The sequence below is a fragment of the Nocardioides sp. NPDC092400 genome (genome assembly GCF_040684155.1).
Classification (GTDB): domain Bacteria; phylum Actinomycetota; class Actinomycetes; order Propionibacteriales; family Nocardioidaceae; genus Nocardioides.
On the sequence record NZ_JBFBFJ010000001.1, the window covers coordinates 1,375,476 to 1,401,719 of the forward strand.

General features: G+C 74.0%; 30 protein-coding genes. 20 read left to right on the forward strand and 10 right to left on the reverse strand.

Going from position 1 to position 26,244, the window contains the following annotated elements:
• Window positions 1-4 precede the first annotated feature (4 nt).
• Entirely contained in the window at window positions 5-1,537 is a 1,533-nt protein-coding gene (locus tag AB0N29_RS06815) for a UDP-N-acetylglucosamine 1-carboxyvinyltransferase (RefSeq protein ID WP_302271484.1), read from the reverse strand.
• A gap of 100 nt (window positions 1,538-1,637) precedes the next feature.
• Here AB0N29_RS06815 and AB0N29_RS06820 point away from each other — a divergent pair, with 100 nt between their 5' ends.
• Window positions 1,638-2,666 carry a zinc-dependent alcohol dehydrogenase family protein gene (locus tag AB0N29_RS06820; RefSeq protein ID WP_364865170.1) on the forward strand — a complete coding sequence of 343 codons (1,029 nt, stop codon included), beginning with the start codon at window positions 1,638-1,640 and terminating at the stop codon, window positions 2,664-2,666.
• Entirely contained in the window at window positions 2,663-4,342 is a 1,680-nt protein-coding gene (locus AB0N29_RS06825) for an alkaline phosphatase D family protein (protein ID WP_364865173.1), read from the forward strand. The genes AB0N29_RS06820 and AB0N29_RS06825 overlap by 4 nt, the downstream gene beginning before the upstream one ends.
• 114 nt (window positions 4,343-4,456) lie before the next feature.
• Here AB0N29_RS06825 and AB0N29_RS06830 read toward each other — a convergent pair whose 3' ends face one another.
• A complete protein-coding gene (locus tag AB0N29_RS06830) occupies window positions 4,457-4,597 on the reverse strand; it encodes a hypothetical protein (protein WP_302271490.1) in 141 nt (46 codons plus the stop codon).
• Window positions 4,598-4,737: 140 nt separating this feature from the next.
• Here AB0N29_RS06830 and AB0N29_RS06835 point away from each other — a divergent pair, with 140 nt between their 5' ends.
• The 5 genes from AB0N29_RS06835 (at window position 4,738) to AB0N29_RS06855 (ending at window position 8,424) form a co-directional block, all read left to right on the forward strand.
• Window positions 4,738-5,547, forward strand: a complete 810-nt coding sequence (locus tag AB0N29_RS06835) for an alpha/beta fold hydrolase (protein ID WP_364865178.1) — start codon at window positions 4,738-4,740, stop codon at window positions 5,545-5,547.
• Window positions 5,548-5,603: 56 nt separating this feature from the next.
• The gene (locus AB0N29_RS06840; RefSeq protein WP_302271494.1) at window positions 5,604-5,999 is read left to right on the forward strand and encodes a PPOX class F420-dependent oxidoreductase; all 396 of its coding nucleotides are present in this window, start codon (window positions 5,604-5,606) and stop codon (window positions 5,997-5,999) included.
• A gap of 109 nt (window positions 6,000-6,108) precedes the next feature.
• Window positions 6,109-6,984 (forward strand): hypothetical protein, encoded by an 876-nt coding sequence (locus tag AB0N29_RS06845; protein ID WP_364865181.1) that lies wholly within the window; start codon window positions 6,109-6,111, stop codon window positions 6,982-6,984.
• Window positions 6,985-7,069: 85 nt separating this feature from the next.
• Window positions 7,070-7,966: an LLM class F420-dependent oxidoreductase gene (locus AB0N29_RS06850; protein WP_364865183.1), complete on the forward strand. Its 897-nt coding sequence runs from the start codon at window positions 7,070-7,072 to the stop codon at window positions 7,964-7,966.
• On the forward strand, window positions 7,963-8,424 hold the full coding sequence (locus AB0N29_RS06855; protein WP_364865185.1) for a nuclear transport factor 2 family protein: 462 nt from the start codon (window positions 7,963-7,965) through the stop codon (window positions 8,422-8,424). The genes AB0N29_RS06850 and AB0N29_RS06855 overlap by 4 nt, the downstream gene beginning before the upstream one ends.
• A gap of 7 nt (window positions 8,425-8,431) precedes the next feature.
• Here AB0N29_RS06855 and AB0N29_RS06860 read toward each other — a convergent pair whose 3' ends face one another.
• The gene (locus AB0N29_RS06860; RefSeq protein WP_364865188.1) at window positions 8,432-9,247 is read right to left on the reverse strand and encodes an SDR family NAD(P)-dependent oxidoreductase; all 816 of its coding nucleotides are present in this window, start codon (window positions 9,245-9,247) and stop codon (window positions 8,432-8,434) included.
• Window positions 9,248-9,325: 78 nt separating this feature from the next.
• The gene (locus tag AB0N29_RS06865) at window positions 9,326-9,658 is read right to left on the reverse strand and encodes a hypothetical protein (protein ID WP_364865191.1); all 333 of its coding nucleotides are present in this window, start codon (window positions 9,656-9,658) and stop codon (window positions 9,326-9,328) included.
• Window positions 9,659-9,795: 137 nt separating this feature from the next.
• Between AB0N29_RS06865 and AB0N29_RS06870 the strand changes: the two genes are divergently transcribed.
• The 5 genes from AB0N29_RS06870 to AB0N29_RS06890 all read left to right on the forward strand — a co-directional run bounded on the left by AB0N29_RS06870 (window position 9,796) and on the right by AB0N29_RS06890 (window position 16,178).
• Window positions 9,796-10,407, forward strand: coding sequence for a sulfite oxidase-like oxidoreductase (locus AB0N29_RS06870; RefSeq protein WP_364865194.1), 612 nt, complete (start codon window positions 9,796-9,798; stop codon window positions 10,405-10,407).
• The gene (locus AB0N29_RS06875) at window positions 10,404-11,117 is read left to right on the forward strand and encodes an FAD-binding oxidoreductase (RefSeq protein ID WP_302271505.1); all 714 of its coding nucleotides are present in this window, start codon (window positions 10,404-10,406) and stop codon (window positions 11,115-11,117) included. The genes AB0N29_RS06870 and AB0N29_RS06875 overlap by 4 nt, the downstream gene beginning before the upstream one ends.
• A gap of 43 nt (window positions 11,118-11,160) precedes the next feature.
• Window positions 11,161-12,144 (forward strand): glycosyl hydrolase, encoded by a 984-nt coding sequence (locus tag AB0N29_RS06880; protein ID WP_364865197.1) that lies wholly within the window; start codon window positions 11,161-11,163, stop codon window positions 12,142-12,144.
• A 125-nt stretch (window positions 12,145-12,269) separates the two neighbouring features.
• The gene (locus AB0N29_RS06885; protein WP_364865199.1) at window positions 12,270-14,528 is read left to right on the forward strand and encodes a catalase; all 2,259 of its coding nucleotides are present in this window, start codon (window positions 12,270-12,272) and stop codon (window positions 14,526-14,528) included.
• Between the two features lie 207 nt (window positions 14,529-14,735).
• Window positions 14,736-16,178, forward strand: coding sequence for an MFS transporter (locus AB0N29_RS06890; RefSeq protein ID WP_364865201.1), 1,443 nt, complete (start codon window positions 14,736-14,738; stop codon window positions 16,176-16,178).
• Window positions 16,179-16,275: 97 nt separating this feature from the next.
• Here AB0N29_RS06890 and AB0N29_RS06895 read toward each other — a convergent pair whose 3' ends face one another.
• Entirely contained in the window at window positions 16,276-17,025 is a 750-nt protein-coding gene (locus AB0N29_RS06895) for a sortase (protein WP_364865203.1), read from the reverse strand.
• Window positions 17,015-17,878, reverse strand: coding sequence for an LLM class F420-dependent oxidoreductase (locus tag AB0N29_RS06900; RefSeq protein ID WP_302271515.1), 864 nt, complete (start codon window positions 17,876-17,878; stop codon window positions 17,015-17,017). Before AB0N29_RS06900 ends, AB0N29_RS06895 begins: the two co-directional genes overlap by 11 nt.
• A 30-nt stretch (window positions 17,879-17,908) precedes the next feature.
• Between AB0N29_RS06900 and AB0N29_RS06905 the strand changes: the two genes are divergently transcribed.
• From AB0N29_RS06905 to AB0N29_RS06925, 5 genes are read left to right on the forward strand one after another with little or no spacing between them, the layout of a single operon-like run.
• A complete protein-coding gene (locus AB0N29_RS06905) occupies window positions 17,909-18,130 on the forward strand; it encodes a hypothetical protein (RefSeq protein WP_302271516.1) in 222 nt (73 codons plus the stop codon).
• Window positions 18,127-18,576: a hypothetical protein gene (locus tag AB0N29_RS06910; RefSeq protein WP_302271518.1), complete on the forward strand. Its 450-nt coding sequence runs from the start codon at window positions 18,127-18,129 to the stop codon at window positions 18,574-18,576. Before AB0N29_RS06905 ends, AB0N29_RS06910 begins: the two co-directional genes overlap by 4 nt.
• Window positions 18,577-18,581: 5 nt before the next feature.
• Window positions 18,582-19,418, forward strand: a complete 837-nt coding sequence (locus tag AB0N29_RS06915) for an aldo/keto reductase (protein WP_364865207.1) — start codon at window positions 18,582-18,584, stop codon at window positions 19,416-19,418.
• Window positions 19,418-20,473: an alanine racemase gene (locus tag AB0N29_RS06920; protein WP_364865209.1), complete on the forward strand. Its 1,056-nt coding sequence runs from the start codon at window positions 19,418-19,420 to the stop codon at window positions 20,471-20,473. Before AB0N29_RS06915 ends, AB0N29_RS06920 begins: the two co-directional genes overlap by 1 nt.
• A 23-nt stretch (window positions 20,474-20,496) precedes the next feature.
• Window positions 20,497-21,168 carry a peptidylprolyl isomerase gene (locus AB0N29_RS06925; RefSeq protein WP_364865211.1) on the forward strand — a complete coding sequence of 224 codons (672 nt, stop codon included), beginning with the start codon at window positions 20,497-20,499 and terminating at the stop codon, window positions 21,166-21,168.
• Window positions 21,169-21,194: 26 nt separating this feature from the next.
• Here AB0N29_RS06925 and AB0N29_RS06930 read toward each other — a convergent pair whose 3' ends face one another.
• Entirely contained in the window at window positions 21,195-21,848 is a 654-nt protein-coding gene (locus AB0N29_RS06930) for a TetR family transcriptional regulator (RefSeq protein WP_364865213.1), read from the reverse strand.
• An 88-nt stretch (window positions 21,849-21,936) separates the two neighbouring features.
• Between AB0N29_RS06930 and AB0N29_RS06935 the strand changes: the two genes are divergently transcribed.
• Window positions 21,937-22,674, forward strand: coding sequence for a DUF981 family protein (locus AB0N29_RS06935; RefSeq protein ID WP_364865216.1), 738 nt, complete (start codon window positions 21,937-21,939; stop codon window positions 22,672-22,674).
• Window positions 22,675-22,748: 74 nt separating this feature from the next.
• Here the strand turns inward: AB0N29_RS06935 and AB0N29_RS06940 are convergent, their stop codons facing one another.
• Window positions 22,749-23,681, reverse strand: a complete 933-nt coding sequence (locus tag AB0N29_RS06940) for an oxidoreductase (protein ID WP_364865218.1) — start codon at window positions 23,679-23,681, stop codon at window positions 22,749-22,751.
• A 106-nt stretch (window positions 23,682-23,787) separates the two neighbouring features.
• Between AB0N29_RS06940 and AB0N29_RS06945 the strand changes: the two genes are divergently transcribed.
• Both AB0N29_RS06945 and AB0N29_RS06950 read left to right on the forward strand, forming a co-directional pair.
• Window positions 23,788-24,072, forward strand: a complete 285-nt coding sequence (locus AB0N29_RS06945; protein WP_302271532.1) for a Fe-S cluster assembly protein HesB — start codon at window positions 23,788-23,790, stop codon at window positions 24,070-24,072.
• 88 nt (window positions 24,073-24,160) lie between these two features.
• A complete protein-coding gene (locus AB0N29_RS06950) occupies window positions 24,161-25,159 on the forward strand; it encodes an NADP-dependent oxidoreductase (protein WP_364865221.1) in 999 nt (332 codons plus the stop codon).
• Between the two features lie 46 nt (window positions 25,160-25,205).
• Here AB0N29_RS06950 and AB0N29_RS06955 read toward each other — a convergent pair whose 3' ends face one another.
• Together AB0N29_RS06955 and AB0N29_RS06960 are read right to left on the reverse strand one after the other, a co-directional pair.
• Window positions 25,206-25,580 carry a PaaI family thioesterase gene (locus AB0N29_RS06955; RefSeq protein ID WP_364865223.1) on the reverse strand — a complete coding sequence of 125 codons (375 nt, stop codon included), beginning with the start codon at window positions 25,578-25,580 and terminating at the stop codon, window positions 25,206-25,208.
• Window positions 25,581-25,629: 49 nt separating this feature from the next.
• Window positions 25,630-26,244, reverse strand: coding sequence for a maleylpyruvate isomerase N-terminal domain-containing protein (locus AB0N29_RS06960; RefSeq protein ID WP_364865225.1), 615 nt, complete (start codon window positions 26,242-26,244; stop codon window positions 25,630-25,632).

The window sequence follows — 26,244 nt, forward strand, 5'->3', positions numbered from 1 at the left end:
CGGCTCAGATGTCGCGGAAGGACTCGATGTTGGCGCCCAGGAGGTTCAGGCGCTCGGCGAGGTCCTCGTAGCCGCGGTGGATGACGTAGGTGCTGCGCAGGACCGAGGTGCCCTTCGAGGCGAGCATCGCGAGCAGGATCACCACAGCCGGCCGGAGCGCCGGGGGACACATCAGCTCGGCACCCGAGAACGACGTGGGGCCCTCGATCATCACCCGGTGCGGGTCGAGGAGCTTGACCCGGCCGCCGAGCTTGTTGAGGTCGGTGAGGTAGATCGCGCGGTTCTCGTAGACCCAGTCGTGCAGCAGCGTCTGCCCCTGCGCGACCGCCGCGATGACCGCGAAGAACGGAAGGTTGTCGATGTTCAGGCCCGGGAACGGCATCGGGTGGACCTTGTCCAGCGGCGCGTGCAGCACCGAGGGGTGCGTGGTGATGTCGACGAGCCGGGTCTGGCCGTTGAGCGCGACGTACTCCTCGGAGCGGTCGTAGGAGAAGCCCATCTCCTCGAGCAGCGCGAGCTCGATCTCGAGGAACTCGATCGGCACCCGCTCGATGGTGATCTCGGACTGCGTGACGATCGCGGCGGCCAGCAGCGACATCGCCTCGATCGGGTCCTCGCTCGGGGCGTAGTCGACGTCGACGTCGATCTCGCGCAGGCCGGTCACGGTGAGCGTGGTCGAGCCGATGCCCTCGACCTGCACGCCGAGCTTCTGGAGGTAGAAGCAGAGGTCCTGGACCATGTAGTTCGAGGAGGCGTTGCGGATGACCGTGGTGCCCGGGTGGAGGGCTGCGGCCATCAGGGCGTTCTCGGTGACGGTGTCGCCGCGCTCGGTGAGCACGATCGGGCGGCCCGGCTCGATCGCCCGGTTGACCTGCGCGTGGTAGGAGCCGTCGGTCGCCTTGACCTCGAGGCCGAAGGGCCGCAGCGCGGCCATGTGCGGCTCGACGGTGCGGGTGCCGAGGTCGCAGCCGCCGGCGTAGGGCAGCTCGAAGGTGTCCGCGCGGTGCAGCAGCGGGCCGAGGAACATGATGATCGAGCGGGTACGGCGGGCAGCGGTCTCGTCGACGGCGCCGAGCTCGAGCTCCCGCGGCGGGACGATCTCGAGGTCGTTGTCGGCGTTGAGCCAGGTGGTCTGCACGCCGAGGCTGTTGAGCACCTCGAGCAGGCGGTTGACCTCCTCGATCCGCGCGACCTTGCGCAGCGTCGTGCGGCCGCGGTTGAGCAGCGAGGCGCACAGCAGCGCGACGCCGGCGTTCTTCGAGGTCTTGACGTCGATCCGGCCCGAGAGGGTGGTGGGGCCGGTGACGCGCAGGTGCGTCGGGCCGGCGCCCAGCGCGACGATCTCGGAGTCGAGCGCGGCACCGATCCGCGCGATCATCTCGAGGGAGAGGTTCTGCTGGCCCTTCTCGATGCGGTTGATCGCGCTCTGGCTCGTGGAGAGCAGGTCGGCCAGCTGGTGCTGGGTGAGTCCCCGGTGCTTGCGGGCGTCCCGGATGAGGTTGCCGATGCGGCCCTTGTAGTCCTGGGTCTGCGTCATGCCGACCACGGTAACTCACATGTGAGATAACGCCATCTCGGCCGGTTCGGGCGTGTCGGACGGCGTGGAGGACCAGCCGGACGGGGTGCAGGATGGCGCCATGCGCGCGACGACCATCCACGGTCCCGGTGACATCCGGTTCACCGACGTACCCGATCCGACCATCATCGAGCCCACCGACGCGATCGTCCGCGTCACCGCGTCCTGCGTGTGCGGCTCGGACCTGTGGCCCTACCGCGGCGAGAGCCCGATCACCCCCGGCGACACCATCGGCCACGAGTGCATCGGCGTCGTCGAGGAGGTCGGCAGCGAGGTGCGCGACATCACGGTCGGCGACCTCGTCGTCGTGCCGTTCGACCACTGCGACGGCACCTGCGCCCACTGCCTCGCCGGCGTGCACTCGGCGTGCGTGGAGCTCGGAATGACCACCACCGGCCAGGCGGAGTACGCCCGTGTCGTGCACGCCGACGGCAGCCTGGTCCGCGTCGACGGTGGGAAGGGCGGGGCGCCGGACCCGGCCCTGGTCCCGTCGCTCGTCGCGCTGTCCGACGTGATGCCGACCGGCTGGCACGCAGCCGTCTCCGCCGGCGTGAAGGCCGGCGACACCGTCGTGGTCGTCGGGGACGGTGCCGTCGGCCTCTGCGGCGTCCTGGCCGCCTCGGTCATGGGCGCCGAGAAGGTGGTCGTCATGTCGCGCCACGAGCCGCGCCAGCGGATCGCCACCGCCTTCGGCGCCACCCACGTCGTCGCCGAGCGCGGCCGGGAGGGCGCCGCGGCGATCAAGGAGATCACCGCCGGGATCGGGGCCGACGCCGTCCTGGAGTGCGTGGGCACCGACCAGGCGATGGGCACCGCGTTCGCCGTCGCCCGCCCCGGCGCGACCGTTGGGTTCGTCGGCGTGCCGCACGGGGTGGAGCTCCCGGTGGGGCGGATGTTCCAGAAGAACGTCGGGCTGGCCGGCGGGATGGCCCCGGTCCGCCGCTACCTGCCCGAGCTGCTCGACCTGGTGCTCAGCGGCACCATCGACCCCGGCCGGGTCTTCGACCTCACGCTGCCGCTCGACCAGGTGGCCGAGGCCTACCGTGCGATGGACGAGCGCCGCGCGATCAAGGTGCTGCTGCAGCCGTGAGCCACCTCCGGCTGGGACCGCTGCTGCGGTTCGTCGACGAGACCAGCGCGACCGTCTGGGTGGAGACCGAGCACGCCGCACGCGTCACCGTGCGGGCCGGCGCGGCGTCGGGGGAGGCCCGCACGTTCGCCGTCCACGGGCACCACTACGCGCTGGTCGAGGTGACCGGTCTCGAGCCCGGCACCCGCACGCCGTACGTCGTCGAGGTCGACGGCGACCAGGTGTGGCCGCCCGCGGACAGCCCGTACCCGCCGTCGGTGATCGGCACGATGCAGGCCGGCCGGCCGCTGCGGATGCTCTTCGGATCCTGCCGGGTCAGCGTCTCCCACGACCAGGCGGGCAACGACCTGCACGGCGTCGACGCCCTGCGCGCCTACGCGCTGCACCTGGCGGGGGACACCAGCGCCGGCGTCGCCGACCACGAGTGGCCCGACCTGGTGCTGTTCCTGGGCGACCAGGTGTACGCCGACGACACCAGCGACGAGATGAAGGAGTTCATCGAGCAGCGACGGGACCCCGAGCAGGCGCCGTGGTACGAGCTCCAGGACTACGAGGAGTACGCCCACCTCTACCGCCTGGCCTGGGACGACCCGGCCAACCGCTGGCTGCTGTCGACGCTGCCGAGCGCGATGATCTTCGACGACCACGACATCCGCGACGACTGGAACACCAGCGCCGACTGGCGCGCGGAGATGGAGGCCACCGACTGGTGGCACGGCCGCGTCGTCGGCGGCCTGGGGTCGTACTGGGTGCACCAGCACATCGGCAACCTGAGCCCGGCCGAGCGCGCCGAGGACCCGCTGTGGCAGCGGATCACCTCCTGGGACGGTGAGGACGAGCTGGACGCGACCGCGGAGGTCGACGCGCTCGCCGACCGCGCCGACCAGGCGCCGGACAGCTACCGCTGGAGCTTCTGCCGCGACTTCGACACCCAGGCCCGGCTGGTCGTCGTCGACTCGCGCGCGGCCCGCGTGCTGACCCCCGACCAGCGCTGCATGCTCGACGACGCCGAGATGGCCTGGCTCGACGAGCGGATGCGCGGAGACGTCGACCACCTGCTGATCGGCACGTCGCTGCCGTTCCTCCTCGCGCCGGCGCTGCACCACGCGGAGGCGTTCAGCGAGGCGCTCGCCCAGGGCCGGCTCGGCCGGCTGTTCAAGCCGCTCGGCGAGCGCGCGCGCCAGGGCGCTGACCTGGAGCACTGGGCGGCCTTCCAGGACGGCTTCCAGAAGGTCGGCCGGATGGTCGTCGAGGTGGCCGCGGGGGAGCGGGGCGAGGCGCCCCGGACGGTGACGTTCCTCTCCGGCGACGTCCACCACAGCTACGTCGCGATCGCCGAGCCCGACCCCGCGAGCGGTCGCACCGCGCAGAGCCGGATCGTCCAGGCGGTCTGCTCGCCGATCCGCAACCCGCTGCCGCGGGTGATGCGGGTGGCGACCGCGCTGGCGGCGTACGGCCAGGCCCGGCCCACCGGGCGCCTGCTCGGCGGGCGGGTGCCCCGCAGCCCGCTGCGGTGGCGGCTCCCGCAGGGGCCCTGGTACGACAACAACCTCGCCGTCCTCGAGCTGCGCGAGCACGAGCTGCACATGGCCTGGTCGCGCGGCGTCACCGACGGCGCCCCCGACCGCCCCGCCCTCGAGCAGGTGGCCGCGGTGGACGTGACGTTCCGCGGGTGAGGGTCGCGGGGGAGCGGCGGGGGTGCCGGATTCCCCGGGGCCCCGGGGAAACCGGTGCTCCTCAGGGGTTGCAACCCCTGAGAGGTGCCGGTTCTCCCTGAGGAGTCGGGGTGGTCAGGTGCGGGCGAGGGCCCGCGTCGGCTGGCAGTCGCAGGTGTCCGAGCACGCGAGGTAGGTGTGCGCGGCGTGGCCGCACTGGGCGCACGGCAGGTCGTGCGAGATCGGTCGGGCGTTGGTCTGGACGGTGTCCCACATGGTCTTGGCCTCCGAGGTCGTCGTCCCGACCGTAGGCGCCGGCGTACGGCGTGTGGGCCACAACACACCGGCGGTCACCCAGATGGGTCACGCGGACGGTCCGTCCGGACGACCCGGGCCGGCCGCCTAGGCTGCGGTCCGTGAGCACGGAGGAGACCCGGACGGTCCACAGCACCGAGGTCGGCGGTCCCGGCGGGGCTCGGACGGTGTTCCTCCACGGCCTGTTCGGCCAGGGCAAGAACTTCACCCAGGCCGCGCGGGCGCTGGAGCCCGACCTGCACTCGCTGCTGGTCGACCTGCCCAACCACGGCCGCTCGGGCTGGACCGACTCGGTCGACTACGTCGACGTCGCGGACGCGGTGGCCGAGCACCTGCGCCGCGGCTTCGCGGCCGACGGGCCGGTGCACGTCGTGGGCCACTCGATGGGCGGCAAGGTCGCGATGGTGCTGGCGCTGCGGCACCAGGACCTGGTCGACCGGCTGGTCGTCGTCGACATCTCGCCGACCGGCAGCGGCGGCACGGGGGAGTTCGAGCACCTGCTCGACAGCCTCTCGCGGCTCGACCTGGCCGCCGTCGTACGGCGCGCCGACGCCGACCGGCTGCTGACCGCCGACATCCCCGACGAGCGGGTCCGCGGCTTCCTGCTGCAGAACCTCCGGTCCCACGGGCCCGACTTCCGCTGGCAGGCCAACCTGGCGCTGCTGCGTGCCGAGCTGGAGACGATCGGCGGGTTCCCCGACACCTCAGTGATCGGCGGCGAGTCGTTCGACCACCCGGTGCTCTGGCTGGCCGGCGACCGGTCGCCGTACATCCGTCCCGAGCACGACGCCACCATGCGCCGGCTCTTCCCGCGGACCCGCCTGGTCACCATCAAGGGGGCCGGGCACTGGGTGCACTCCGAGCAGCCCGAGGCGTTCGTCTCGGCGCTCCGGGTCTTCCTGACCGCGTAGCGTGGCGAGCGCGTGGGCCGTCCGCGCGCACCGGACGACGACACAGGAGCACCCGCGTGACGACACTGCCCGACGACCTGGTCCAGCTGCTGCGCGGTCGAGCCCTGTGCTTCGTGACGACGTTGATGCCCGACGGGTCACCGCACGTCACCGAGACCTGGGTCGACACCGACGGCGAGCACGTGGTCGTCAACATCGTCTCCACGCACCAGAAGGCCCGGAACATCGCTCGTGACCCGCGGGTCGCCGTCGCGATCGCCGATCCGGACGCGCCGGCTCGGTACTGGGCCGTCCGGGGCCGCGTCGTCCGCACGACGACCGACGGCGCCGCCGAGCACGTCGACGAGCTGTCCCAGCGCTACATCGGCCGGGCGTACCCGGGCTTCGGCGGGTCCGGTGACCGGGTGCTGGTCACGATCGAGGCCGACAAGGTGCACTCACCGCAGAGGTGACCCCTTCCGGCCCCCACCGTCGCCCTGTCCCCGAGTGCCGATAACTCACATTATGTCATGTAGTGCGGATCCGGGCCCCGGTTCGGCGCCCTCCCCGCATGATGGACCCGTGCCGGACGGACGTTCGTGGATCGCCATGCTTCCTGCCCAGCTGTCGCGCCAGGGCGGCGCCCTGACCAGGCTGCTGGGCTTCGCCGAGTCCACACCCGCGGTGTCGTCGCTGTCGGTCGGGTGCTCCCTGGGACGCTCGGCGGCCGACGAGTACTCCGACGTCGACGCTGCCGTCGGGGTCGAGTGCCCGCGCGGCGCGGCGGGCGCGGGTCGGGTGCGCGAGGTCGAGTCGGCACTCGTCGACCTCTTCCGGGACGACCTGGTCGACGCCCTGCGGGAGGAGTCGCTCACCGACGCCTTCCTCACCCGACGCCTGTTCGCCCAGCTGCGCGACGGCGTCCAGCTCGACCTGGCGATCATCGCGGAGGGCGAGGTACGCCGGGGCGACGCCGCGCCCGACTTCGTGCCGCTCCACCGCTCAGGCAGTCAGAACGGGAAGGACGTAAAGGACTCGCCGGCGGCCACCTCCGTCAGCGCCGAGCAGGTCACCACCTGGGCCTTCCGCGGGTGGCGTGCGCTGCTGGACGTCGACAAGCACCTGCGTCGGGGGTCCGCCTGGGAGGCCCACCACCGGCTGCACGAGGCGCGGGAGCAGGTGTGGGCACTGTGGGCGGCGGCGAGGGGTGCGACCTACCCCCAGCACGGGCTGTCCCAGGTCCTCGACCTCGGCCTCGACCCGACCGACCTCCCCCGCGGCGTCGACGCCTCGGTCGCGGGGCTCGGGCTCGACGACCTCCGAACCGCTGCCCTCGCCTGCGCCGACGCCCTCGACGACGCGAGCAGGCAGGCGGCCGCCCGCTGCTCCGCGACCCTGCCTGCCGGGCTCGCGGCCTGGGCGCGGCGATTCCTGGTGCCGGGGTCCGAACGACCCTAGGACGACCCCGGCAGCGCGCTCCCCCGCTCCCGGCCAACGGAACTCCCCAGCACGCCGGGGGGCGCAGCCCCTAGCGTCCCGGACCGTGGCCGACACCCTGGAGTACGCCGTCATCGCACCCGTCGGCGCCGGGACGACCGCGGACCCGGCGTGGATCTCCGCGTTCGCCCGTCACGTCGAGGCCTGCGGCTTCGGGTCGCTGGTCGCCGTGGAGCACGCGGTGATGATGAGCCGGTACGACAGCGTCTACCCGTACGACGCCTCCGGCCGCGTCGAGCTGCCGGCCGACTGCCCGATCCCCGATCCGCTCGAGCTGCTGGCCTTCCTCGCCGGTCAGACCACCGCGCTGGGCCTGGCGACGGGCGTGCTCGTCCTGCCGGTGCACCACCCCGTCGTCCTCGCGAAGCGGCTCGCCACGCTGGACGTGCTCTCCGGCGGCCGGGTCCGCCTCGCGGTCGGCATGGGCTGGATGCGCGAGGAGCTCGAGGCCTGCGACGTGCCGTTCGAGGCACGTGGCCGCCGCGCCGACGAGCAGATCCGGGTCATGCGCGCCCTGTGGGCGGACACCGCGGAGCAGGGGGTCGACCACGACGGCGAGTTCTTCTCCTTCCGCGGGGCCGTCAGCCGGCCGCGGCCGGTCCGCGGGACCGTGCCCGTCCACATCGGCGGCCACTCCCGGGCGGCCGCCCGGCGGGCGGGCCGGCACGGCGACGGCCTGCAGCCGCTCGGCGTCGCCGGCGAGGAGCTCGCGGGCCTGGTCGCGCTGATGCGTTCCTCGGCCGAGGAGGCCGGCCGCGACCCCGACGCCCTCGAGCTGACCCTCGGCCACCTGGTCACCCGGATCGACCAGGGCCGGGCCGAGCGCCTCGCCGCGCAGGGCGCCGACCGGCTGGTGCTGGCGATGAGCGGGACGACCGACCTGGCGCAGGCCTGCGACGAGCTCTCCGCGTGCGCCGAGCGGCTGGGCCTCCGGGCCCGATGAGCCCCCTCTCCGTCGAGGACCGCCTCGACCTCCTGGACCTCGTGCACCGCTACGCGGCGTACGTCGACGAGCGGGACGGCGCCCGGGCGGCCGACCTGTTCACCGAGGACGGCGTGCTGGCCTCCCCCGCGCCGCCCGCGTCGCTCGACCCGGTCGTCGAGGCCGTCGGGCGCGACCGGCTGGCGGCGGCGTTCGGCCAGCTGGCCGACCTGCCGGTGACGGTGCATGCCGTGACCGGCGTAGTGCTGGACCCTGTGGAAGCCGACGCGGCACGTGGGCGGGTGACCGTCTCCGCGCACCACGTGAGCGAGCGCGCCGGCGAGCCCACCGACCTGGTGTGGCACGTGCGCTACCTCGACGACTACCGGCGCACGCCGGTCGGCTGGCGCTTCCGGCGCAGGGAGCTGCACCTCGACGTCGTGGAGTCCCGCCGCGTCGCCCGCGCCCGGGGGCTCTGAGCGCCGACTAGTGCTTGGTCGCCAGCCTCGACGTCGCGCGGCCGACCAGTCCGGTGCGCCCCGGGGCGACCCGCGCGGCCAGGTCGAGCACCCGGGCGTCGGGGCCGACGACCATCCGGGCGCGGTCCCGCTCGATCGCCTTGACGATGGCCTTGGCGACGCGCGACGGCGGCGGCACCAGGGCCGACAACCGGGAGCTGCCGAGCTTCCGGATCCGCTCGCCCTCGGCGCCGCGGGCACCGCTGGTGATGCCGGTCCGGTGGGTGCCCGGGAAGATTGCGCTGACGCCGACGCCCGTCGTCACCAGCTCCCCGCGCAGCCCCTCGGTGAAGGACCGCACCGCACCCTTCGTCAGCGCGTACGCCGCGTTGTGCGGCAGGCCGAGGAGCCCGGTCATGCTGGAGACGTTGACGATGTGCGCCTCGTCCTGGGCCAGCAGCGTCGGGAGGAACGCGTGGCAGCCGTGCACCACGCCCCACAGGTTGACCCCGACCATCCAGCGCACGTCCTCGAGCCGCTCCTCGGCGAAGGCGCCCGCGGAGGTGACCCCGGCATTGTTGACCAGCACGTGCACCGCGCCGTGCGCGGCGAGGACCTCGTCGGGGAGCTCGCCCACCCGCTCGGCGTCCGAGACGTCCGCGAGGTGGGTCGAGGCGCTGACACCGAGCCGACGCACGGCGTCCGCGGTGGTCTCGACCCCGCCGGGGCTGACGTCGACGAGCGCCAGGTGGCAGCCCCGGGCCGCCAGCCGCTCGGCGGTCACCCGGCCGATCCCGCTCCCCGCGCCGGTGACGACCGCGACCCGACCGGCCAGCTGCTGCATGCGACTCCCCCGTGGCTGCGTACGTCCGTCCCCACCCGCACGGGTCCAGAACTAGAACGTGTTATACCAGGCCGCGGCTCACCCGTCCCGGCGCCGCCGCGCGGCCGCCGTCCCCTCGAACTGGCGCGCGCTGCGCCGCACCAGCCCCTCCGCCGCCGCCGGGTCGGCCTCGTAGGTGTCCAGCAGGGCCCGCGCCCCGGCGCTGACCGCGTCGTCGGGTCCGGCCGTGGGGGTCCCGGACGACTCGGCCGCCAGGAGCGCCGACTGCATCGCGTTGCGGACCGCCTCCCTGCCCACGGCCAGCCGGAGCTCGCCGCCCGCCGTGCCGCGCAGCACGAGCTCCCGGGCCTGTTCGTCGTAGGAGACCCGTCCCGCGGTCGCCGCGCGGAGCCGTCCGTCGAGGTCCTCCACCACGTCCTCCCGACGCCGGGCGCGGTCCGGGCCGGCGCCGCGCGAGCCCCGACCGTACGGCGCGCGGAGGCGCCGTGTCCCGGAACCAGCGCCTCCCTAGACTTCCGGTGAACCGACCGGACCACCGAGGAGGACCCGTGCCCGTCACCCGTGGCTTCTTCCGCAAGCGCGACGAGGGCCCCGCCGGGCGACTGCCACCAGGGCAGTACGACACCGGCAGCAGCTGGCCGGTCCTGACCGCCGAGGCCGCGCCCGACCTGGCGCCGGCCGACTGGCGGATCAGCGTCGACGGGCTGGTCGAGGCGCCGAGCACGTGGACCTGGGACGAGGCGCACGCCCTGCCCGGCTCGACGTACACCGGCGACATCCACTGCGTGACGACGTGGTCGAAGTTCGACATGACCTTCCGCGGCGTCAGCGTCGACGACCTGCTGGCCGCCGCACGCCCACGGCCCGAGGCCCGCTTCGTGCTGGCCCACTCCAGCACCGGCTACACCACGAACCTCCCCCTCGACGACGTCACCGGCGGGAAGGCCTGGGTGGTCTGGGAGGTCGACGGGAAGCCCCTGTCGCGCGAGCACGGCGGCCCCGCGCGGCTGCTCGTCCCGCACCTGTACTTCTGGAAGTCCGCCAAGTGGGTCTCCCGGCTCGAGCTGCTCGCCGAGGACCAGCAGGGGTTCTGGGAGCGCAACGGCTACCACGACCGCGGCGACCCCTGGCGCGAGCAGCGCTACCAGGGCGACGCGTGACCGGGATCGAGGCGGTCACCCCTCGCGCGACGGAGTGGACGACCGGCACGATCATCACCAAGGAGCAGCCGACGCCCGACCAGGTCCGGCTGCGGCTGCACGTCGAGGACCGCCAGCGCCACGACCCCGGCCAGCACTACGTGGTGCGGCTGCGGGCACCGGACGACTACACCGCCCAGCGCTCCTACTCCGTCGCCTCCGACGGCGAGGACCCGCTCCTCGAGCTGCTCGTCGAGCGCCTGCCGGACGGGGAGGTCTCCGGCCACCTCGCGGACGTCGCCGAGGTCGGGGACGTGCTGGAGGTCCGGGGGCCGATCGGCCGGTGGTTCCGGTGGGACGCCCGCACCCCGGCGGTCTGCCTGGTCGGCGGGACCGGGGTCGTGCCCGCGGTCGCCATGCTCCGCACCGCGCGCCGGCTCGGCCGCACCGACCTGCTCCGGGTCGCCGCGGTGGGCCGCTCCCCCGAGCACCTGCCGTACGCCGCGGAGCTGGCCCGCGCCGGCGCCCTGGTCGCCTACACCCGTCACGACGCCGGCGACCGACCGGCGGGACCGCCGCGGCCCGACGAGCTGGCGCCGCTGGCCGAGGGCGCCGAGGTGGCGTTCATCTGCGGGTCGCCGCGCTTCGTCGCGCTGGCCACTCCCCTGCTGATCGGCGCCGGCGTCGACCCCACGACCATCCGCGTCGAGCAGTTCGGCGCGACCGGCTGACCGCGCGGACGTCCATCCCGTGCTCCCCACCCCGGAGGTACCGGTGCCTGCTCGCCCGCGGCTGCTGCTCCCGACCGCCGTGCTCGCCCTCGTGGTCGCCGTGACCGGCAGCGTGCTCGACCCGGCCGCGGCCGGCGGCAGGCCGACGAAGCCCTCCGCTCCCGCACCGCCCGCGGACCGGACCCTCGGGCTCGCGGTGGCCGGAGCCCCGACCGACCTCTCCGAGGTCGGTGCCCTGGTCGGACGGACGGGGATCGCCGTCGACCAGGTGACGTTCTACGCGGCGTGGGCCGGTGGCGGGGACTTCCCCGCCGCGGACGCAGCCCGGATCGCGGACGCCGGCGCCGTCCCGGAGCTCACGTGGGAGCCGTGGGACCCCGCCGCGGGCGTGGACCAGCCGGCGTACGCCCTGGACCGGATCGCCGCCGGGGACCACGACGCCTACCTGACCCGGTGGGCCCGGCAGGTCAAGGCGTGGGGACGGCCGATCGTGCTCCGGTTCGCCCACGAGATGAACGGCACGTGGTACCCGTGGGCCGAGGGCGTCAACGGCAACGGCCCGGGCGACCACGCCGCCGCCTGGCGGCACGTCGTCGACGTCTTTCGCCGCGCGAAGGTCACCAACGTGACGTGGAGCTGGTCGGCCAACGTCCCGTTCCCCGGCTCCACCCCCCTGGCCGCGCTCTACCCCGGCGACGCCCACGTCGACCGGGTCGGGCTGGACGGCTACAACTGGGGCACGACCCAGCCGTGGTCGACCTGGCAGTCCTTCGCCGAGGTGTTCGCCCCCGGGGTCGCCGAGCTGGACGCGATCAGCGGCCGCCCGGTCCACGTGACCGAGGTCGGGGCGCCGGAGGGCGCCGGAGGCGACAAGGCCGCCTGGATCACCGACATGTGGTCGTGGCTGGGCGCCCACCCCGAGGTGCGGGGACTCACCTGGTTCTCCCTGGCGAAGGAGGCCGACTGGCGCGTGGACAGCTCGGAGCCCTCCCTGGGCGCATGGGCCGCCGGCGCCCGGGTCTTCTGACCCCGCGACTCCTGGCCCCGGGCATCCGGCCCCGGCCAGAGCCCCGCCAGGCCACGCCGCTCAGAAGTCGCCTCGGCGGGTAAAGGACGGGGGAACCCACCCCCGACGAAGGCGAGACACCTGTTTTGAACCCCAAGGACGCCGCCAAGGCAGCGATCGACAAGCTGGAGGGCCTGGGCGACGTCCCGGTCCCCGGGGCACCCGGACCGGCCCCGGCCCCGCTCGAGGAGCCGACCGCCGTCAAGCCCCCGCTGCCGCCGAAGCCCGACCAGGGAGCGCCGGCCACCGGCACGGCGACCGGAGCGCCGACCGGCGCCCCGCCGACCGCGCGCGCCCAGCAGTCGGCGTACCTGACGAACTCCACCGGCACGCGCCTGCGCGACACCGACCACTCGCTCAAGGCCGGGAGCCGCGGTCCGACGCTGCTGCAGGACCACCACCTGCGCGAGAAGATCACGCACTTCGACCACGAGCGCATCCCGGAGCGCGTCGTCCACGCCCGCGGCGCCGGCGCGCACGGCGTGTTCGAGGGCTACGGCACCGCCGACTCTGTCTCGATGGCCGGCCTGTTCGCGAAGGGCAAGGAGACGCCGGTCTTCGTGCGCTTCTCGACGGTGCTCGGCTCGCGCGGCTCGGCCGACACCGTGCGCGACACGCGCGGGTTCGCCACCAAGTTCTACACCGAGGAGGGCAACTGGGACCTCGTCGCCAACAACATCCCGGTGTTCTTCATCCAGGACGGCATCAAGTTCCCCGACGTCATCCACGCCGGCAAGCCGCACCCGGACCGCGAGATCCCCCAGGCGCAGAGCGCCCACGACACGTTCTGGGACTTCGTCTCGCTGCACACCGAGGCCCAGCACCACACGATGTGGAACATGTCCGACCGCGGCATCCCGCGCTCCTACCGGATGATGGAGGGCTTCGGCGTCCACACCTTCCGGTGCATCAACGCCGAGGGCGGGACGTCGCTGGTCAAGTTCCACTGGAAGCCCAAGCTCGGCGTGCACTCCCTGACCTGGGAGGAGGCGCAGATGGTGGGCGGCATCGACCCCGACTTCCACCGCCGCGACCTGTACGACGCCATCGAGGCCGGCGCCCACCCCGAGTGGGAGCTCGGGGTGCAGGTCTTCCCCGACGAGCCGGACCAGATGTTCGCCGGGATCGACCTGCTCGACCCGACCAAGATCGTGCCGGAGGAGATCGCCCCGGTGCAGCCGATCGGCAAGCTGACCCTCAACGCGAACCCGACGAACTTCTTCGCCGAGGTCGAGCAGGTCGCCTTCCACGTCGGCCACCTGGTCCCGGGCATCGACGTCACCGACGACCCGCTGCTGCAGACCCGGCTCTTCTCCTACGTCGACACCCAGCTCTCGCGGCTGGGCGGGCCGAACTACAACCAGATCCCGGTGAACCGCCCGCACGTGCCGACCAACGACATGTTCCGCGACGGGTTCCACCAGCACGCCGTGCACTCGGGCGTGGCGCCGTACAAGCCGAACTCGCTGGACGGGGGCTGCCCGTTCGCGGCCGGCGCGGACCTGTCGGAGGAGGAGACGCGCGCGTTCGTCGAGGCGGCGGTCACCGTCGCGGAGGCGACCAAGGTGCGCGCCAACCCGGCGTCGTACGACGACCACTACAGCCAGGTCCGCCAGTTCTGGCTGAGCATGACGCCGGTCGAGAAGGAGCACATCGTCCGGGCCTACACCTTCGAGCTCGGCAAGTGCTACGAGCAGGCGGTCAAGGAGCGCCAGCTGCAGTGCCTGGCGAACATCGACCCGGTGCTGTGCCAGGAGGTCGCGACCGGGCTGGGCCTGCCCGCCCCCTCCCCCACGATCACCCTCGAGGACCTCGACCCGAGCCCGGCGCTCTCGCAGGTCAAGGGCCCCTTCCCGCCCGACGGCCGGATGGTCGGCATCGTGGTCGACCCCGACGGGGACCTCAGCGGCGTGGACTCCCTGCGCCGGACCATCCACGGTTCCGGCATGGTGCCGCTGGTGATCGGCCCCCACGGCGGCACCGTCGACGGGATGCCGGTGCAGCGCACCTTCGCGACCGGCCGCTCGGTCGAGGTCGACGTCCTGCTCCTCGCGGGCTCGCCCGCACCGGCGCCGGACGCGCTGACCAACCGTGACGCCAAGGCGGGGGCGGCGGACACCACCACCGTCGACCCGCGGGTCGCGCTGATGGTCCAGGAGTGCCACCGCCACGCCAAGGTGATCGGCGCGTGGGGCGCCGGCGTCGCCGCGCTCGCGGCGGCCGGGGTGGCCGAGGGCGACGCCGGGGTGGTGACGGGCGCCTCCGCGGCCGACGTCTTCACCGGCGTCTCCGAGCAGATGGCGTTCCACCGCGTCTGGGACCGCTTCCCCACCGCGGTCGGCTGACCCGCACCGCACCCACCGGCCTCCGGGCCACCGCCGCCCCGGCACCGAGCGATCGGTGCCGGGGCGGTGCCGTCCCCGGGCACCGGTACAGCACGGCGTACGCCGCTGCAGCGTGGCCGCGTCAGCAGGATCACACCGGGCAAAGTTCGTTGCCGAAGGCAATCATCTCTACGGTAGGGACTCCGCCACGATCGAAGAGGACCACCTGTGCCCAGCCCCACCCGGACCGCGAACCCGAGCCTCGCGGTCGCCGTCCTGTGCATCGGCGGCCTGACCGCCGCCCTCACCCAGACGTTGGTCATCCCGATCCAGAGCGAGCTGCCCTCGCTGCTCGACACCTCTGCCGCGAACGCCGCGTGGGTCGTCACCGTGACCCTCCTCGCCGGTGCCGTGGCGATGCCCATCGCCGGCAGCCTCGCCGACATCTTCGGCAAGAAGCGGATCATGGTCGCCAGCGCGGCCATCCTCGTCGTGGGCTCCGCGCTCGTCGCGCTCTCCTCGACGCTCGTCCCCGTGCTCGCCGGTCGGGCCCTGCAGGGACTGGCGATGGGCTTCATCCCCGTCGGCATCTCGCTGATCCGCGAGATCGTGCCGCCGAAGATGGCGGGCGGCGCGGTGGCGGCGATGAGCGCGACGCTCGGCGTCGGCGGAGCGATCGGGCTGCCGCTGGCGGCGTGGATCGCCGAGGTCGGCGACTGGCACGCGCTGTTCTGGGTCGCGACCGGGCTCGCCGTGGTCATCACCGTGCTCACCGCCGTCGCGATCCCCCACGTCCAGGACGCCCAGCCGAGCCGGTTCGACGCCGTCGGCGCCGTCGGCCTCGCCGTCGGGCTGGTCGCGGTGCTGGTCGGCATCTCCAAGGCCACCACCTGGGGCTGGGGCGACGCCCGCACCATCGGCGCCATCGTCGCCGGCGTGCTCGTGCTGCTCGCGTGGGGCGCCTACGAGCTGCGCCAGCCCGCTCCCCTGGTCGACCTGCGCGCCACGGCCAAGCTGCCGGTCCTGATGACGAACGTCGCGGCCGTCGCCGTCGGCTTCGGGATGATGGCCCAGGCGGTCGTCGTGCCGCAGCTGCTCCAGCTGCCCGAGGCCACCGGCTACGGGCTGGGCCAGACCATGCTCGCCGCCGGCCTGTGGATGGCCCCCGGCGGCCTGATGATGATGGTCTTCGCGCCGGTCTCCGGCCGGCTGATCGCCACCATGGGCGCCCGGATCACGCTGATGGTCGGCGCCGCCGTCCTCGGTGCGGGCTACCTCGTGGCGTACTTCCTGATGGAGGCGCCCTGGCAGCTGCTGGTCGCCTCCTGCATCCTCTCCGCCGGCGTCGGCATCGGGTACGCCGCGATGCCCACGCTCATCCTCGACGCCGTCCCGGTCCGGGAGGCGGGCGCGGCGGTCGGCCTCAACGCGCTGATGCGCTCGGTCGGCACCACGCTGTCGGCGGCCGTCATGGGCACGCTGCTCACCAGCAACACCGTCGCGGCCGGCGGCGGCCTCGAGCTGCCGACCAAGGGCGCGTTCCAGCTGTGCTTCATCGTCGGCGCGGTCGCGGCGTTCGTCGGCGTGGCGATCGCGGCGGCCATCCCGCGGCGCAGGGTCGAGGAGCCGGCCGGGTCGGACCTCGCGGCCGCCGGCGCCCAGGCCGGCTGAGCCGCAGCCGCTCCGCCCACGACGGGGGCCGCTCCGGGGTGCTCCCCGGGCCGGGCCCCGTCGTCGTCCCGGCCCGCCGGGTCCTCCGGGCGTCCGCTCAGACCGGGGTGGAGCGGACGAGCACGCCGATCTTGTCGATGCGGTGCTCGGGGTTGTCGAACCGGTCGGACCAGTAGTTGCCGACGGCGTGGTCCTCGATGGTCGCGCACGTCGAGAGCGTGATCATCGCCCGCGTCGGCACGGCCCCGGGGCGACCCGGGACCGCGGCCCGCTGGGCCCGCAGGGACGCCGGTGACCGGAACGACGTCCGCCGGGTCGTCGTCACGCGGTAGGTGTGGCGAACCCCGCCCGCGACCACGTGCAGCACGTCCCCACGCTCGAGCTCCGGCAGCCGCTCGAAGGCCCGCGTCGAGGACAGCCGGTGTGCGGTGACCTGGTAGTTCCCGATGCCGCCCGGGCCGGTGCCGCCCCGGGGGCCGTGCGGGCTCGCGGCCACGCCGCCGTCCTGGATGGCGGTGCCCGGGGCGTCGTCGGTCCACCCCCGGTACGGCAGCACGGGCAGGTCGCGGAGCCCGATCGCCGGCACCGACAGCAGCGAGCGGCGCGGCCGGCCGTCGCCGGCCGGCGGCTCGGAGGTGGCCGACGCGGACGGCGACGTGGTGGGCGACATGGACGGCGACGTGGTGGGCGACGTGGACGGCGACGGCGCGGCCGTGGCGGCCGGGGCGCTCGAGGGGCTGCGGCTCGCCGGAGCGCCCGCCGGGGTGGCGGTGTCCGAGCACGCCTGGAGCAGGCCGGTGCCCAGGAGCAGCGCACCGACCAGCGCGGCGGACCGGTTAGCGGCCATCGACCCTGGGCAGCACGCGCTCGACCAGCTCGGTCGTCCAGGCGACCGGGTCGTCGCCGGTCGGGCTCAGCGTGACGAGCGAGATGCCGAGGGCGGCGTACTGCTCGAGCGTGGCGACCAGGCCGTCGAGGTCGTCGAGACCGGCGCCGAGCACGACGGTCTTCTCGATCTCGTCGGGGTCGCGGCCGACGTCGTCGCAGTGCCGGCGCAGCACGTCGAGCTTGTGGGAGACGACGTCGGGCCCCTCGCCGAAGAGGTTGCAGGCGTCGGCGTACCGCGCGACCAGGCGGAGGGTCTTCCGCTCGCCGCTGCCGCCGACCAGCACCGGCACCCGGCCGCGCACCGGCGCCGGGACGGCCACCGGCTCCTCGAGCCGGTAGTGGCGACCCTCGAAGGGTCGGTCGTCGTCGCCCCACACCCGGGCCACGACCTGCAGCGTCTCCTCGAGCCGCTCGAAGCGCTCCGCGGTCGCCGGGAACGGCACCCCGAGGCCGCGGTGCTCGCGCTCGTACCAGGCGGCGCCGATCCCCAGGACCGCTCGGCCCCGTGCCAGCACGTCGAGGGTGGTGACGGTCTTCGCGAGCAGGCCCGGGTGGCGGTACGTCACGCCGGTGACGAGCAGCCCGAGGCGCACCCGTCGGGTCAGGGCGGCGAGGTAGCCCAGGGTCGTGTAGCCCTCGAGCATCGGCTCGGCCGGGCCGCCGAGCTGCTCCATCTGGAACCAGTGGTCCATCACCGTGAACAGCGAGATCCCGCCCTCGTCGGCGACGCGCGCCGTCTCGGTCAGGCGGTCGACCAGGGAGTCCTGCCACCCGGGGTGGCCGTAGTCCGCGTAGTGCACGCCGAGCTTCATGTGGCGAGACTAGGTGGGTACAGGTCGGCCATGACCGAGGAGAACACCAGCGAGAAGAACGAAGCCGTCCAGATCATCGTCGACCGGGTGTCGTCGTGGCAGGACGGCGCCACCGAGGGCACCGTCGCCGAGGAGCTGCGCAAGGGCGCCGACGAGGTCGGGATCGAGCTGTCCGACGACGACATCAGCAAGCTGGCCGACGCCATCGAGTCCCGCCACGGAGTGGTCGACGCGAAGAGCGTCCTGTCTTGACCGGCGGTCCCGACGAGCGGCACACGCGGCCCGACGGGGTCACCGACGCCACCGTCGAGGCGCTGGGGAAGCTGTCGGAGGCCCTCGAGGCGGTCGAGGCCGCCCGAGGGTTCCTCTACAACTTCCACCGGATGAGCGGGACGGCCGACCTCACCGCCGGGGACGCCGTCGAGCTTCTCCAGGAGGCGGGCCACCCCGAGCTGGCCGAGAAGGTGCGCACCGAGATCGTCGGGCGCAACGTCATCGAGGGCCGGTGGACCTTCCAGATCGTCGAGGCCTACGACGACACCTACTACTCGGCGTTCAAGGACGTCGAGCGCGAGGCCCGCGAGGCGCTCGTCGGCGGTCGTCGCCACCTGTACGAGGCCGAGATGAAGGAGGAGCGCCGCACCCACGGCGCGACCCACCACGAGGCCACCCCCGCCGAGACCCCCGCGGACAAGTGAGCGCCGTGAAGGTCCCGACGTACCGGCTCGGCGACGGGACCGCGCTGCCGGCCGTCGGCTTCGGCACCTACCCGCTCAAGGGCGAGGAGTGCGTCGCGGCGGTCCTGAGCGCGATCGAAGCCGGCTACCGGCTGATCGACACGGCCGTGAACTACGGCAACGAGCGGGAGGTCGGCGAGGCGATCCGCCGCTCCGGCGTCCCCCGCGAGGAGCTGGTCGTCACCAGCAAGCTGCCCGGCCGGGCGCACGCGTACGACGACGCGGTCGCCAGCGTGCGGGCCTCGGTCGAGACGATGGGGCTCGAGCACGTCGACCTCCACCTCATCCACTGGCCCAACCCCCGCGTCGACAAGTACGTCGAGGCGTACCGCGCGCTCGTCGACCTGCAGGCCGAGGGGCTGGTCCGCTCGGTCGGCGTCTCGAACTTCACCGAGGAGCACCTCGGCCGGGTCATCGACGCCACCGGGGTCACCCCGGTGGTCAACCAGGTCGAGCTCCACCCGCTCTTCCCGCAGGTGGAGATGCGCGCCGTGCACGTGCGGCTCGGGATCCGCACCGAGTCGTGGAGCCCGCTGGGCAAGCGCGAGGCGCCGTTCGCCGAGCCGGCGGTCACCGCCGCCGCGGAGCGGCACGGCGTCACGCCCGGGCAGGTCGTCCTGCGCTGGCAGGTCCAGCTCGGCAACGTGCCGATCCCGAAGTCGGCGACCCCTGAGCGCCAGCGGCAGAACCTCGACCTGTTCGGGTTCGAGCTCTCCCCGGACGAGCTCGACGCGATCACCGCCCTCGGGCGGCCCGACGGTCGGCTGTTCGACGGCGACCCGGACACCCACGAGGAGATGTGATGCCGGCGGCGACCCCGTACCTCTGCGTCGACCTGGACCGGTTGCGGCGCAACGTGCGGGTCGCCGCCGAGTTCGCCGCCGGGCACCAGGTGGCCCTGCGCCCCCACGTGAAGACGCACAAGAGCCCGGAGATCGCGCGGCTGCAGCTGGTGCACGGGGCCGCCGGCATCACCGTGGCCACCATCGGCGAGGCCGAGCTCTTCGCCCGGCACGGGTGCGAGGACGTGTTCATCGCCTACCCGCAGTGGGTCGACGAGCGCTCGGCCGGGCGGCTCCGCGAGCTCAGCGAGAAGGCGCGGGTCGCCTTCGCGGTCGACTCCCCCGCCGCGGCCGCCAACGCCGGGCGCCTGCTCGGCCGCACGCCGGTCGAGGTGCTCGTCGAGGTCGACAGCGGCCAGCACCGCAGCGGGGTCGCCCCCGCGGAGGCCGGGACGGTCGCGACCACCGCGGTGCGGGCGGGCCTGGAGGTGCGGGGCGTCTTCACCTTCCCCGGCCACTCCTACGCCCCGGACGGCATCGAGGCCGCGGCCCGCGACGAGGCCGACGCCCTCCGCACCGCCCGGGAAGCGGTCGAGGCCGCCGGGGTCGAGGTGCGTGTGGTCAGCGGCGGGTCGACCCCGACGTTCCGGCACAGCGACACCTCCGTGGTCACCGAGCTGCGTCCGGGCGTCTACGTCTTCGGTGACGCCCAGCAGTGGGAGCTCGGCGTGATCGGTCCCGAGGAGGTGGCGCTGACCTGCCGCGCGACGGTGGTCAGCCACAGCGGCGGCCGCGCCGTGGTCGACACGGGCAGCAAGCTCCTCGGCGCCGACCGCGCGGCGTACTCCACCGGCTACGGGCGGCTCCCCGCCCACCCCGACGCCCGGGTCGTGCTGCTCGCCGAGCAGCGCGCGGTCATCGACTTCGGCGGCGCGCCCCTTCCCCGCCTGGGCAGCCAGGTCGACGTCGTGCCCAACCACGTCTGCAACGCCGTCAACCTCGTCGACGACCTCTGGGTCGAGGAGGCCGGGGCGCTGCGCGCGTGGCCGGTCGCGGCCCGCGGGCTCAACTGCTGAGGACGGCGCCTACGATCGGCGCCATGCTGCAGCGCCCGCTCTCCGCCCTGGCCGTGCTCGCCGCCGTCTCGCTGCTCGCCTCCTGCGGCGACGACGGAGGGAGCGACCAGGCGCGCGACCCCGCCGCCGACGGCCCGAGCTGCACCTACGCCGAGTCCGGCGAGCCGGCGAAGGACGTCGACCTGCCGCCGAGCACGGCCGCGGTGTCCGGCATGGTCGCCGGCACGATGGCCACCAGCATCGGCGACATCGGCATCGAGCTGGACGCCGCGACGTCGCCGTGCACGGTCAACAGCTTCGTCTCCCTGGCCGACCAGGGGTACTTCGACGACACCACCTGCCACCGGCTGACCACCCCGGAGGCCGGCATCCAGGTGCTGCAGTGCGGCGACCCGACGGCGAGCGGCATGGGTGGGCCGGGCTACACCATCGAGGACGAGGTCACCCCCGACACCACCTACCCGGCGGGCACCCTCGCGATGGCCAAGACGCTGGCCCCCGACTCGGGCGGCTCCCAGTTCTTCGTCGTGTACGGCGACACGCCGCTCCCGCCGGACTACACCGTCTTCGGCACGATCGACGCCGCCGGCCTCGCCGCGGTGCAGGACGCGGCCGGGAAGGGCACGACCACCGGCGCCCCCGACGGCGAGCCGAAGGTCGCCGTCGACCTGGAGTCGGTCACCATCGAGGACTGACCCGGAACTGACCTGATGGCCGGCCCTCAAGCCGGGTCCGTGCCGGGACCGGCCGCGCTCGCGAGGTCCAGCAGCCGCGCGACGGTCCGCACGGCGTGCTCGACGGCGTCGGCGCTGCCCTGCACCTCGGCGTGCAGCAGCGCGGCGTCGATGAGCAGCCGCACGAGCAGGACGTCGTCGGTGTCGGCCACCGCGTCGTACCCGCACTTGCGCAGGACCGTGCGCAGCACCTCGACCAGGCTCGGCCACGACCCTCGCATGATCTCCAGCAGGCCGGGGGTGCGGCTGGCGTCGAGCATCGGCTCGAGGCGCACCGTGACCACGTCAGGCTCCAGCCGCGGGGCGTAGAGCGCCTCGATGAGCAGGCGGGCCGTCGTCGTGCTCGACCGCCGGCGGGTGGTCAGGTCCTCGGCAAAGGCCTGCGCCGCGGTCGTCCGCATCCCCTCGGCGGTCCGCACCGCCTCGGCGTACAGCTCCTCGATCGAGGGGAAGTAGTACGCCGCCGACCCGGCCGGCACGCCCGCCTCCGCGGCGACCCGTCGGTGCGTGACCGCCGCCGGACCGTGCTCGATCAGCAGGCGCGCGGCGGCCTCGCGCATCGCCTCCTGCCGCTGGCCGCTGCGCTTCTGGCGCACCGTCCGCGAGCGCGCCGGCGCCCGGTCGGGGACCTCCTCGGCCATGCGGGCCTCCCTCGGAATAACCTAGACGCACGTTTCGTTTTGGTGGTCACGGGCAGATCGCCCCTCCACACGATGAAAGGCGACGACGATGACTGTCGCACTCGCACCTCAGGCAGCCGACCTGAAGATCGACTGGGCAGCGATGCCCACCTACAACACCATCATGGCCGTGGCCGCCGGCGTCGGCCTCCTCGGTCTCGTCCTGCTCGCGCGCGACCTCGTCCGTCGCCCGGCGGAGGTCGACACCGACGGGTGGGCGCTGAACTTCGGCGTGCTGGGCGGGATCCTGACCGCCACCGGCCTGCACATGACGCTCACCTGGCCGCTGGCGGCCGGCGGGTTCCCGTTCGACAACATCATCTTCGGCGAGACCAGCCTCGGGTTCGGTGTGCTGCTGCTGGCCGCCGCGCTCTACCTGTGGCGCCGGGGCGCGGCGCTGGCCGCCACCCCGGACCCGCTCCAGGTCCTGGTGCGGGTCGCGCGCCCGCTGAGCATCTTCGCCGGGTTCCTCGGCGGCGCGCTGGTGGCCATCGCGGTCGCCGGCATCAAGTACCAGCTCTTCGCCGCTCCCCCGCAGGAGCCCATCTCCGGTGAGTTCGCGGAGTGGCCGCTCGTCGAGGCGATCTTCATGTCCGGCCTGCTCGGCCTGGTCGGCGTCGGGGCCATCGCGTTCCCGTTCGCCCTCGCCGCGGCCGCCAAGGGCAACCGCGGCTCGCTCGCGGCGAAGGTCACCGGCGGGAGCTGGGTCATCACCGGTACGGCGTTCGCGCTGTTCGGGGTGATGAACTACTTCACCCACATCGGGCTCATCGTCAACACCATGTGACCAGACCCGTCCGGGGTCGTGTGCCCGGGGACGCGCCGCGGCGCGTGCTCGGGCACACGACCCCGTTCGCGCGTTCAGAACGGGAACCGCACCCCGGTCAGCTCCTCGGACCGCTCCCAGAGCCGACGGGCCAGGTCGGGGTCGAGGGCGGCGGGCGCCCGGCGGGCGGTGGTCGGCCAGCCCTGCATCTCGCCGGGACCGTGCGGACCGACGTAGGTGTTGCCCGGGACGTCCATGGTGGCGGCGTACAGCGTGGGGAGCGCCCCCTGCCACGGCTCCATGCCGGCGAGCCGGTGGCCCCAGGACCCGACCCAGGCCAGCGCGGCGCTGCCGGAGCTGGCGGTGATCGAGGTGGCGGTCGAGCCGGGGTGCGCGCCGGTCGCGCGCAGGGTCGAGCCGGACGCGGTCAGCCGCCGCTGCAGCTCGGCGAGGAAGAGCAGGTTGGCGAGCTTCGAGGCGGCGTACGCCGCGTAGGGGCGGTAGGTGCGCCGCTCCCAGCCGAGGTCGTCGACGTCGAGCCGGCCGTGCAGGTGGGAGCGCGACCCCGTCACGACCACCCGGTCGGTGAGCCGGGGCAGCAGCAGGTTCGCCAGCGCGAAGTGGCCGAGGTGGTTGGTGGCCAGCGTGGTCTCGAACCCGTCGACGGTGCGGCCGAGCGGCATCCCCAGCACGCCGGCGTTGTTGACGAGCACGTCGACCCGGTCCAGGCCCTCGGCGAAGTCGTGCACCGAGGACAGGTCGGCGACGTCCAGCACGCGCACCTCGGCGCGGCCGGTCGCACCCGGCCCAGCGGACGGCCCGGCGGAGAGCCCGGCGGCCACCCGCTCGCCCTTCGAGCGGTCCCGGACCGCGAGCACCACCTCGGCGCCGGCGCCGACCAGTGCCCGCGCGGTCTCGAGGCCGATCCCGCTGCTGGCGCCGGTGACCACGAACCGGCGGCCGTCCTGGCGTGGCACGTCCCGCCACCGGGGCACGCGGGAGCGGCGGAGGTCCGGCGGCTTCGGCACGGCGCCACCCTGCCACGACACGCCCGGTCCCGGCGCCGACTTGTGCCATCGCGACGTGTCGGGAACGGTGGGTCGGGACCTGCACACGATCTGGAGGAGGCGAGCCGTGCTCACCCTCACCGAGAACGCCAGCACCATCGTGAAGGACATCTCCACCCAGCCCGGGCTGCCCGAGACGTTCGGCCTGCGCATCACCTCCGAGAGCGGCGCGGAGCCCACCTTCGCGGTGACGGCCGCCGAGGCCGCCGAGCCGGGCGACCAGGTGGTCGAGCAGTCCGGCGCCACCGTCTACCTCGACGAGGCGTCCGCGGTCATGCTCGACGACAAGGTGCTCGACGCCGCCGTCGACCCGAGCGGACAGGTGGAGTTCGCGCTGGGCCTCCAGCCCTGACGCACCCGTGACACGGCAGCAGGGCCCCGACCACCGCGGTCGGGGCCCTGCTGCGTCGGGTGCCCACCCGGTTGGCAGGATCGGGCCCATGCCCACGACGACCCGCGAGATCCACCTGGCCTCCCGTCCCTCCGGCTGGCCGGTGCCGGAGAACTTCCGCACCGTCACCACCGAGCTGCCCGATCCCGGGTTCGGCGAGGTGCTGGTCCGCAACACGGTCCTCTCGGTCGACCCCTACATGCGGGGTCGGATGAACGACGCGAAGTCCTACGTGCCGCCCTTCGCCCTCGACGCCCCGCTCGAGGGCGGCGCTGTCGGGGAGGTCCTGGCCTCGGGCGACGACCGGCTCTCCCCCGGCGACACGGTCCTGCACCAGGCCGGGTGGCGCGAGCACGCCCTGCTCCCCGTCGACCAGGCCCGCAAGGTCGACGTCTCCCGCGTGCCCGCGAGCGCCTACCTCGGCGTGCTCGGCATGCCCGGCCTCACGGCGTACGTCGGGCTGACCCGCATCGCCCCCGTGCAGGAGGGCGACACGGTCTTCGTCTCCGGCGCCGCCGGCGCGGTCGGGTCGGTCGCGGGCCAGGTCGCCCGCGAGCTGGGCGCGAGCAAGGTGGTCGGGTCCGCCGGGTCACCGGAGAAGGTCCGGTGGCTGACCGAGGAGCTCGGCTTCGACGCCGCCTTCGACTACCACGACGGGCCCGTCGCCGCGCAGCTGAAGGAGCACGGCCCGGTCGACGTCTACTTCGACAACGTCGGGGGCGAGCACCTCGAGGCGGCGATCCAGCGGATGGCCGACTTCGGCCGGATCGCGGCGTGCGGTGCCATCGCGTCGTACAACGACACCGAGCCGACGCCCGGCCCCCGCAACATGTTCATGGTGGTCCAGAAGCGGATCACGCTGCGCGGGTTCATCGTCACCGATCACGGCGACGCCGCCCGCGACTTCCACACCCGCGCCGGCGCCTGGCTGGCCGAGGGCCGGCTCCAGCACCGGGAGACCTTCACCGACGGGCTGGACAGCACCGTCGACGCGTTCCTGGGCCTGCACCAGGGCCAGAACATCGGCAAGATGCTCGTGCGGCTCTGACCTCCGCGCCGACCGGCCGGCCCACCCCCGCGCGGGGACCGGCCGGTCACGGCTCGAGCAGCGCGAACGTCGCCAGCGCGTGGACCAGCGACCTGCCGTCCTGCTCCACGTCGGCCTCGCAGACCGTGAGCGAGTCGCCGCGCTTGCGCACGGCCGCCGACACCACGAGCGGTCCGGGCTTCCCCGGACGCAGGTAGGTGATGCTGAGCTGGCTGGTCGCCGGCACCTCCTCGCCGACCGCGCTGCGGATGGCGGCACCCATCGTGGTGTCCACGAGGGTCGCCAGCAGGCCGCCGTGCACGGTGCCGGCAGGGTTCAGGTGGCGCTCGTCGGCCTCGAGGGTCAGCGACGCCCGGCCGTCGGAGGCTTCCGGCGCCCCGGCGCCGACCAGCCCGATGAATCCCTCAGCGGTGTCCGTCATCCGGCGCAGGTACCCACCGACGCGGCCGCTGCACGTCTCGGTGCCGGTTTCAGAGCACCGTGAAACCGGGGGGCAGCACGGTCCGCCCGGTGGCGGCGAGCAGCAGCGGCCCGGCGCGCCCGTCCAGCACCGCGAGGTCCTCGACGATGCGGAGCGCCTGGCGTGCCGCGGACGGTGCGGGGACGGCCGGTTCGTGGAGCGCGGCGGCGAGGTCCGCGGCGTGCACGGTCAGCTCGAAGGTGCGGGTGGGCAGGTAGTCGCGCAACCGCATCCCGCCGACCACGGTGGTCACCAGCTCGTCGCCGTCGCGGGACGCCACCAGGGCGCCCACCCGGGCGCGGGTCCGGGAGACCTCGGCGGCCGGGTCCGCGCCGAGCGCCCGTCCCGCCTCGCGACCGCGCTCGGTCACCTCGGGCCCGGACGCGACCGACCGCGCCGCACGGAAGTAGGCGGCCGGCGTGTCGACCTCGACCGCGGGAGCGGGCCGGCCGAGGTAGGTCTCCACGGTGAGGAACGACCGCGTGGTGTGGCCGACCAGCGCGCGCACGTCCCACTCGCCCAACCCGGGCTGGTCCCAGCGTCCGGCCACCGCGGCGGCCAACCGCACGAAGGTGTCGCCCGCGTCGCCGAACGCGCGCAGCGACTCGTCCCACTCGAAGGTCAT

Coding starts and splice junctions, on each gene's coding strand:
- AB0N29_RS06960 (WP_364865225.1), bottom strand. CDS start 26,244: ATGACCTTCGAGTGGGACGAGTCGCTGCGCGCGTTCGGCGACGCGGGC.
- AB0N29_RS06935 (WP_364865216.1), top strand. CDS start 21,937: ATGACTGTCGCACTCGCACCTCAGGCAGCCGACCTGAAGATCGACTGG.
- AB0N29_RS06895 (WP_364865203.1), bottom strand. CDS start 17,025: ATGGCCGCTAACCGGTCCGCCGCGCTGGTCGGTGCGCTGCTCCTGGGC.
- AB0N29_RS06905 (WP_302271516.1), top strand. CDS start 17,909: ATGACCGAGGAGAACACCAGCGAGAAGAACGAAGCCGTCCAGATCATC.
- AB0N29_RS06955 (WP_364865223.1), bottom strand. CDS start 25,580: ATGACGGACACCGCTGAGGGATTCATCGGGCTGGTCGGCGCCGGGGCG.
- AB0N29_RS06820 (WP_364865170.1), top strand. CDS start 1,638: ATGCGCGCGACGACCATCCACGGTCCCGGTGACATCCGGTTCACCGAC.
- AB0N29_RS06860 (WP_364865188.1), bottom strand. CDS start 9,247: ATGCAGCAGCTGGCCGGTCGGGTCGCGGTCGTCACCGGCGCGGGGAGC.
- AB0N29_RS06900 (WP_302271515.1), bottom strand. CDS start 17,878: ATGAAGCTCGGCGTGCACTACGCGGACTACGGCCACCCCGGGTGGCAG.
- AB0N29_RS06920 (WP_364865209.1), top strand. CDS start 19,418: ATGCCGGCGGCGACCCCGTACCTCTGCGTCGACCTGGACCGGTTGCGG.
- AB0N29_RS06950 (WP_364865221.1), top strand. CDS start 24,161: ATGCCCACGACGACCCGCGAGATCCACCTGGCCTCCCGTCCCTCCGGC.
- AB0N29_RS06815 (WP_302271484.1), bottom strand. CDS start 1,537: ATGACGCAGACCCAGGACTACAAGGGCCGCATCGGCAACCTCATCCGG.
- AB0N29_RS06830 (WP_302271490.1), bottom strand. CDS start 4,597: ATGTGGGACACCGTCCAGACCAACGCCCGACCGATCTCGCACGACCTG.
- AB0N29_RS06855 (WP_364865185.1), top strand. CDS start 7,963: ATGAGCCCCCTCTCCGTCGAGGACCGCCTCGACCTCCTGGACCTCGTG.
- AB0N29_RS06930 (WP_364865213.1), bottom strand. CDS start 21,848: ATGGCCGAGGAGGTCCCCGACCGGGCGCCGGCGCGCTCGCGGACGGTG.
- AB0N29_RS06925 (WP_364865211.1), top strand. CDS start 20,497: ATGCTGCAGCGCCCGCTCTCCGCCCTGGCCGTGCTCGCCGCCGTCTCG.